The sequence below is a fragment of the Paracoccus sp. UBA5162 genome, assembly GCF_002413585.1.
GTDB lineage: Bacteria > Pseudomonadota > Alphaproteobacteria > Rhodobacterales > Rhodobacteraceae > Paracoccus.
The window spans coordinates 1-6,680 of record NZ_DHXG01000033.1; the positions used below are offsets into that span (position 1 = coordinate 1).

6 protein-coding genes and 1 tRNA gene are annotated in these 6,680 nt (G+C 67.7%); 4 read left to right on the plus strand and 3 right to left on the minus strand.

The window, feature by feature from the left end; all coding sequences use genetic code 11:
- Positions 1–2: 2 nt before the first annotated feature.
- The 3 genes from B4A72_RS04420 to B4A72_RS04430 form a co-directional block, all read right to left on the minus strand.
- Complete coding sequence (locus B4A72_RS04420) at positions 3–620, minus strand: glycosyltransferase family 29 protein (RefSeq protein WP_292951633.1); 618 nt, start codon at positions 618–620, stop codon at positions 3–5.
- Positions 617–1,657, minus strand: coding sequence for a glycosyltransferase family 4 protein (locus tag B4A72_RS04425; RefSeq protein WP_292951636.1), 1,041 nt, complete (start codon positions 1,655–1,657; stop codon positions 617–619). The genes B4A72_RS04420 and B4A72_RS04425 overlap by 4 nt, the downstream gene beginning before the upstream one ends.
- A 66-nt stretch (positions 1,658–1,723) precedes the next feature.
- Complete coding sequence (locus B4A72_RS04430; protein ID WP_292951639.1) at positions 1,724–2,137, minus strand: hypothetical protein; 414 nt, start codon at positions 2,135–2,137, stop codon at positions 1,724–1,726.
- Positions 2,138–2,272: 135 nt separating this feature from the next.
- Between B4A72_RS04430 and leuB the strand changes: the two genes are divergently transcribed.
- The 4 genes from leuB to B4A72_RS04450 form a co-directional block, all read left to right on the plus strand.
- Positions 2,273–3,400 carry a 3-isopropylmalate dehydrogenase gene (gene leuB / locus B4A72_RS04435; protein ID WP_292951642.1) on the plus strand — a complete coding sequence of 376 codons (1,128 nt, stop codon included), beginning with the start codon at positions 2,273–2,275 and terminating at the stop codon, positions 3,398–3,400.
- Positions 3,401–4,360, plus strand: a complete 960-nt coding sequence (locus B4A72_RS04440; protein ID WP_292951645.1) for a DMT family transporter — start codon at positions 3,401–3,403, stop codon at positions 4,358–4,360.
- A 50-nt stretch (positions 4,361–4,410) separates the two neighbouring features.
- Positions 4,411–4,487: transfer RNA gene (locus B4A72_RS04445), tRNA-Pro, on the plus strand.
- A 304-nt stretch (positions 4,488–4,791) separates the two neighbouring features.
- Positions 4,792–6,680 (plus strand): hypothetical protein (locus B4A72_RS04450; protein ID WP_292978145.1); only part of this gene is annotated, 1,889 nt, incomplete at its 3' end.

The following is a 6,680-nucleotide window of genomic DNA, read 5'->3' on the forward strand; positions in this document are numbered from 1 at the left end:
TCTCAAGCCACCAGGTCGAGGCGGGGGTCGCGGCGCTGCATGTCCCCGACCCAGGCCGCTTCGGCGCCGAAATCATGTGGCACCTGCGCGGCGGTGCGACGTCCCGACAGGCTCTGGCTGGCAAAGAAATCGAAACCATAGAGTGTCAGCGAGGCAAGCCCGGACCGCAGCGCAAGGTCGATCAGCATCGCCCCTGTCGTGGGCGGCGCGCCCAGCCGGTCGCGCAGGGCGCAATAATCGCCCAGCGGATGCAGATAGAAGCCGGGGCTGGCCGCCGTCCGCCAGTCCAGCCGCTTGCGCTTGGGCGACATCCACAGGATGCGCGCGGGCCCGATGCGGTCGCGATCAGGCGCGGCCAGCCGCACCGCCAGGGCCAGCCAGTCGGTGCGGCTGCCATGGCTGGGGGCCGCGGGCATCGGCGCGCGGTTGATGCGGATCACCAGGTCGGCTTTGTCGATGGCGGAGCCATGGGCCGCCTCGGCCAATGCGCGGGCATTGCCGATCAGCGCGACCGACCGGCCGGCCAGATCGGCCAGCAGTTCCCGTTGCGGCACCGACAGGCGCATCAGCGCGGTCTCTTGGCGCAGGCTGCGCGCGGCCAGAAAGCGCAGGCGGTTCATGGCTGCGACAGCAGATCGTGATAGATGCGGACCAGCGCGCGAGCCTCGGCCTGGATCGAGTGGTTCGCCTCGACATGGATGCGTGCCGCGCGTCCCGCGGCCGCGCGCGCCGCATCGTCGTCCAGCCAGCGGGCCAGCGCCGCCGACAAGGCCCCCGCATCGCCGGTCTGGACCAGGCTGCCGGTCTCGCCGTCGCGGATCAGCGCCTCATAGGCGCCGACGCGGGCACCGATGGCGGGAACGCCGCAGGCCATCGCCTCCAGCGGGGTCAGACCGAAGCCTTCCCAGCGGGCGGGCGCGGCGAAAAGGTCCAGGGCCTGGTAATGCCGCACCAGCCGGTCCCAGGGCAATTCCCCCAGAAAGCGGATCCGGTCCTGCAACCCGGCCCTGCCGATCCGGTCCTGCAACCCGTCGGCGAAGGCGCGGTTGTCGGGGGTAATGCGCCCGGTGAAGATGATCTGCGCGCGCGGTCGGGCGGCCAGCAGATCGAGGCCCGCGCGGACCAGCAGGTCGACGCCCTTCTGTTCGCGCACACGCCCGAAACAGCCAATCAGCACCGCATCCGGATCCAGCCCGAGCTGGCGGCGCAGCGCGGCGCGATCCGGCGCGGGGTGGAAGATCCGAGTGTCCACGCCATGCATGACGACGCGGGCGGGCCGTTCCAGATAGGCCGCGGCCTGCGGCGTGGTCGCCACCAGCGCCTCCTGCCGGCGAATCAGCCATTTCGTGAAGCGGCTATGGCGGCGCTGCGCGGCCGAGGTGAACATCAGCCGGTATTTCCGCCCCAGCAGATGGCGCAGGATCAGTCCAAGCAGCATTTCCGTGTTGCGCCGCGCGTGCCAGACACGCCAGCGGTCGCGCGGCAGGGTCGCTGCGCGCAGCAGCGGGATATGCGGCACATCGGGCGGCAGGCCCGGCCCGGTGGCGCGGATCGCGATCATCTTTGCCTGAACCGGGATCAGCCGCACAACCGTCGCCGTGACGCCCGAAAGGCGGCGTTTGAGATTCGGGGCGACGACCAGCGGAATATCGGACATGGGCGGCCTTTGAGCGATGGGTCGGTCCGCAGCATAATCAAGCCGAGGCCCGAGGGACAGGGCCGGTCATCGCTGCAGTTTGGTCCCGCCACCCATCCGGATCAGCCGGTCGATCAGCGGCCGCGCCTCGGGGCCGATGCGGTCGCAGGACGAGGGGTCGTCCAGCAGCGTGAAGGCCGGTCCGAAATAATCGCGTTCATATTGCGTGGGGTCGACGCCGATCTGCGCCGCCAGCAGATCGCCGGTGCCGCTGAGCAGGGTCCATTCGCCATCGGTGATGGCATAATCGGGACAGTTCGCGGTGATCACCTCGATCTCGGCCAGTTGCCGGGCCAGCATGTCGGCCTCGGTCCGGTTCATGGCCGAGACATCGGGCAGCGGCACGCTGAGCCGTTGCCCGCCGGACGAGATCTCGGCTCCGGCCAGCAGCAGCGCGCCTCCGGCCAGTGCCGTGATCATCAGCATGTCCCACGCTCGCATGGTCGATTCCCCTTGCCTCTCGCGGTCCCAACCGTTCTGCGTGCCAGGCGCCGCCCGCAACCCAATTCACCGTGAACTTGACCCTGCTGCGGGTCGGGTCTAACCGGGGTCATTCCCGATCCTGAGGAGGACTGCATGGCCGATCGTTTCTCGCTTCTCGTTCTGCCCGGCGACGGAATCGGCCCCGAGGTCATGGCCGAGGTGGTCAAGGTGATCGGCTGGTTCGAGGCCAATCGCGGCATGTCCTTCGAGATCGGTCACGATCTGGTGGGCGGCGCGGCCTATGACCGGCACGGAAAGCCCCTGGCGGACGAGACCATGGCCCGGGCACAAGCGGTCGATGCGGTGCTGCTGGGCGCGGTCGGGGGGCCGAAATACGACGATCTCGATTTCAGTCTCAAGCCCGAACGCGGCCTGCTGCGCCTGCGCAAGGAAATGGACCTGTTTGCCAACTTGCGTCCAGCGCAATGTTTTGATTCTATTGCAGATTTTTCGTCACTCAAGCGTGAGGTCGTGGCCGGTCTGGACATCCTGATCGTGCGCGAGCTGACCAGCGGCGTCTATTTCGGCGAGCCGCGCGGGATCCATGCCGATGACAACAACCCCGACAACGAGGGCGGCCGCGTCGGCGTCAATACCCAGCGATACACCAGCGGCGAGATCCGGCGCGTGGCAAGATCCGCCTTTGAACTGGCGCGGCGGCGCAGCAACAGGGTCTGCTCGATGGAAAAGGCCAATGTGATGGAATCGGGCATCCTGTGGCGCGAAGAGGTGCAATGGGTCCACGACAACGAATATCCCGATGTGGAATTGTCGCATATGTATGCGGATAATGGCGCGATGCAGCTTGTCCGCGATCCACGCCAGTTCGACGTGATCGTGACCGACAACCTGTTCGGCGACATCCTGTCGGACGCCGCCGCGATGCTGACCGGCAGCCTTGGAATGCTGCCATCGGCCAGCCTCGGCGCACCGATGGCGAATGGCCGGCCCAAGGCGCTGTATGAACCCGTCCATGGCAGCGCGCCCGACATTGCCGGGCAGGGCAAGGCCAATCCGATCGCCTGCATCCTCAGCTTCGCGATGGCGCTGCGCTATTCCTTCGACCGGGGCGACGCGGCGGCCGAACTGGAACGCGCGATCGAGGCTGTCCTGGCCGATGGCGTCCGCACCGCCGATCTGATGGGCCCCGAGGGCGGCACGCCGGTCTCGACCGCGCAGATGGGCGACCGGATCGTGGCCGCGCTGTCCGCGGGGGCGTGATTGGGGCTTTCGGCCAATGTCCGGGGCGCGCTGCTGCAACTGGCGGCGATGGGCCTTTATGCGACGCATGACGCGGTGATCAAGACGCTTGGCGCGCGTTATCCCGCGTTTCAGATCCTGTTCTTTTCCTCGCTGCTGTCCTTTCCGCTGATCTCGATGGTGCTGATGCGGGACCGGACGCATGGCACGCTGCGGCCAAACCGCCCCGGCTGGATCGCGCTGCGCACCGCCTGCGCGGTAGCGTCGGGGATGGCCGGGTTCTATGCCTTCTCGAATCTGCCGCTGGCGCAGGTCTATGCGATCCTTTTCGCCACCCCGCTGCTGATCACCATCCTGTCGATTCCGGTGCTGGGCGAACGTGTCGGGGCGCATCGCTGGGCCGCGGTCATCGTCGGACTGATCGGCGTGCTGATCGTGCTGCGGCCCGGCGGGCAGACGCTGGCGCCCGGTCACGGCGCGGCGCTGATCGCCGCGCTGGCCAGCGGGCTGGCGGCGGTGATCATCCGCAAGCTGGGCGGGACGGAACGTCCGGTGGTCCTGATCATGTGGCCGATGCTGGGCAATTTCGTCGTGACCGGGGGCGCGTTGAGCCTTGGCTACACGCCGATGGCGCTGCCCGACCTGGCGCTGGCCGGACTGATCGCGGGGCTGGGACTTGCCGGTGGCTTTCTGGTCATCCTTGCCTATCGCGCCGGCGAGGCGGCGATCGTCGCGCCGATGCAATATTCGCAGATCCTGTGGGCCACGGGCTATGGCTGGTTCCTGTTCGGCGAGGTGCTGGACCTGCCGACGCTGATCGGCGCGGCGATCATCATCGGCTCGGGCCTCTACATCGTCTGGCGCGAGGGGCGCGGCGGCAATTCGGCCAACCGTCCGGTGCTGGCGACACGGCTGCGGACCGAGACCGTGACAGCGCCGAAGTCCGCGATCCTGCAACGTTTGTGGCATCCGCGCGACTGAAATGGGGCTTGCAAAGCCACCCGCCGCGCGCTAGTTGCCCCACCTACGGTCGGAGCGTAGCGCAGCCTGGTAGCGCACCTGCTTCGGGAGCAGGGGGTCGGAGGTTCGAATCCTCTCGCTCCGACCAGTTTTTCCGCATCGCGACGCGCCAGCCTGCCTCGCCCGCAGGTGACGGATCTGCCCTTGATTGGCAGGCAGCGAGCTCACGGGCCATCCATGACGCATTGCGGATTGCCTGCTGCCGACGCGCGTCGTGCGCCAACGTCTTTGCAGCGAACGGGAATTCCAGCCCGCCAGGCGAAAGAAGCCCGACCTTCAGACCCGTTTTCGGCGGCGTCGCGACGCGGTGATCACGCGCTTGTTTGGAACTGACGGTCCACTGCGACTGTTTGTCGCTCGAACAATCGCCAAACGGCAATGAAGGAGCACCCATGCGCCGCATCATTCACAACACCACCGCAATCGCGGCCTGCCTGTCTCTGCTGGCGCCGCAGATTGCCATGGCCCAGGCGGCCAAGCCTGATGCCAATTCCGACCAGCCCGCGCAGAGCGCCCAGGGCGAACAGCCCGCAATCGTGCCCGAGGTCGATGCCACAGCGGCCCAGCCCTGTGCCGACGGCAGTGCGGCACCCTGTGGCACCGAACAGCCCGCAGCCAATGCCGGTGCCGAAGAAACGGCCGCTCCAGAACAATCCGCCGCCGACGAGATGCCGGCAACGGACGGCTCTGTCGATGCGTCGGGCACCGTTGCGCCTGAAGCCAAGGCTGAGGCAGCGGCAGGGCAGGGGGATGCCGGAGGCTCTACGGCCGCGCCGGCCGCACCGGCCGATGCGACAATGGCCGAAGACCCCGCCGCCGCGCCAGAGGCGCCGGCAGCGGACCCCGCAATGACGGATACGGCAGATCCCGCGGCCTCGGAAGAAACCACCGCAACCGGGGACGCCGCGACGGGCGAGGATGCCCTTGCGGACGCATTGGCCAAGGAATCGGATCAATCCGGTTCGGTCAAGGCGCAGGACACCGAGGCGACGTTGACCGGTGAGACGACCGGCGGCGCAAAGGCATCCGGTGAAGCGACGACGACCTCCGGCGACATGACGGCGACCGGCGAGGCGCAATCCTCTGGCGCAGCGGAAGCTGACGCCGCCGCGCAGCAACCGGACGCGACCGAAACCAATGCGGCCGGTGCCGAGGTGACCACGGACCAGAAGGCCGAAACCGACGCCCGCGAGCCTGCCAAGGCCGCCGACAGCGAGGGCGCCGATCCGGCCAGCGACGAAGACGCGCTGGCCAAGGCCCTGGCCGAGGAATCGGACAAGACGACTGAAGCGGATAAGCCCGCCGACAGCGGCGCCGGATCAGGCGCCCCCGAAGCCGAAGCATCGGCCGACACCAAGGCTGCCACCGAGGCCGAGACAACCACCACCACGGATGCCTCCGGCCAAGAGGCGGCCGTCCCGGAACAGGACGTGACCGAAACCGAAGCCGCGAGGGAGGCTGCGGCGACGACCGAAGCGCCGACAGCCGCCGCTCTGGACGAGAATGCGGCCGATGCCGAGGTGACCGAAGAAAAGGTGACCGAAGACAACAGCCGGTCCTCGTCCGAGGATTTCACGACGAATCTGCGCGATGCCCTGAACTCCACGACCGGTCAGCAGAACGCGGCGCAGGATTCGAATGGCGGTGATGACGGCAAGAACGATCTGGCCAAGGCCCTGCTTCTGGGTCTGGGCGGCGTCGCCGTCGGCGCGATGCTGAACAACAACCGCCAGGTCGCGCTGAGCGCGCCGGATCGCGTTGTCGTGACCCGGTCGGATGGCAGCCAGCAGGTCATCAAGGACGAAGTTGCGCTGCTGCGTCAGCCGGGCTCGACCGTCAGCACCGAGAATTTTGGCGACGGTTCTTCGCGCACGATCGTCACGCGCGCCGATGGCAGCAAGATCGTGACCATCCGCGACGCCGATCTTCGTGTGCTGCGCCGGACGCTGGTGTCGGCGGATGGATCCAGCGTGCGGCTGATCGACGATTCGGCGGTTGCCGAACCCGTGGACGTCTCGAGCCTTCCCGCTCCGGCCAAGGCGGTGAGTGCATCGGCCGGCGCCATGGACGAGGCGCAATTGCGAGACGCGCTGATGCGGGAATCGGATTTCAGCCGTCGCTTCACGCTGGCACAGATCCGGGACATCCCGCAGGTCCGGTCGCTGGTCGCGCCGGTCAATATCGACGCGATCACCTTCGAGACGGGCTCGGCCGCGATCAAACCGGATCAGGCCAAGGAATTGTCCACGCTGGGCAACGTGATCCGCGATGCGATCGCAAA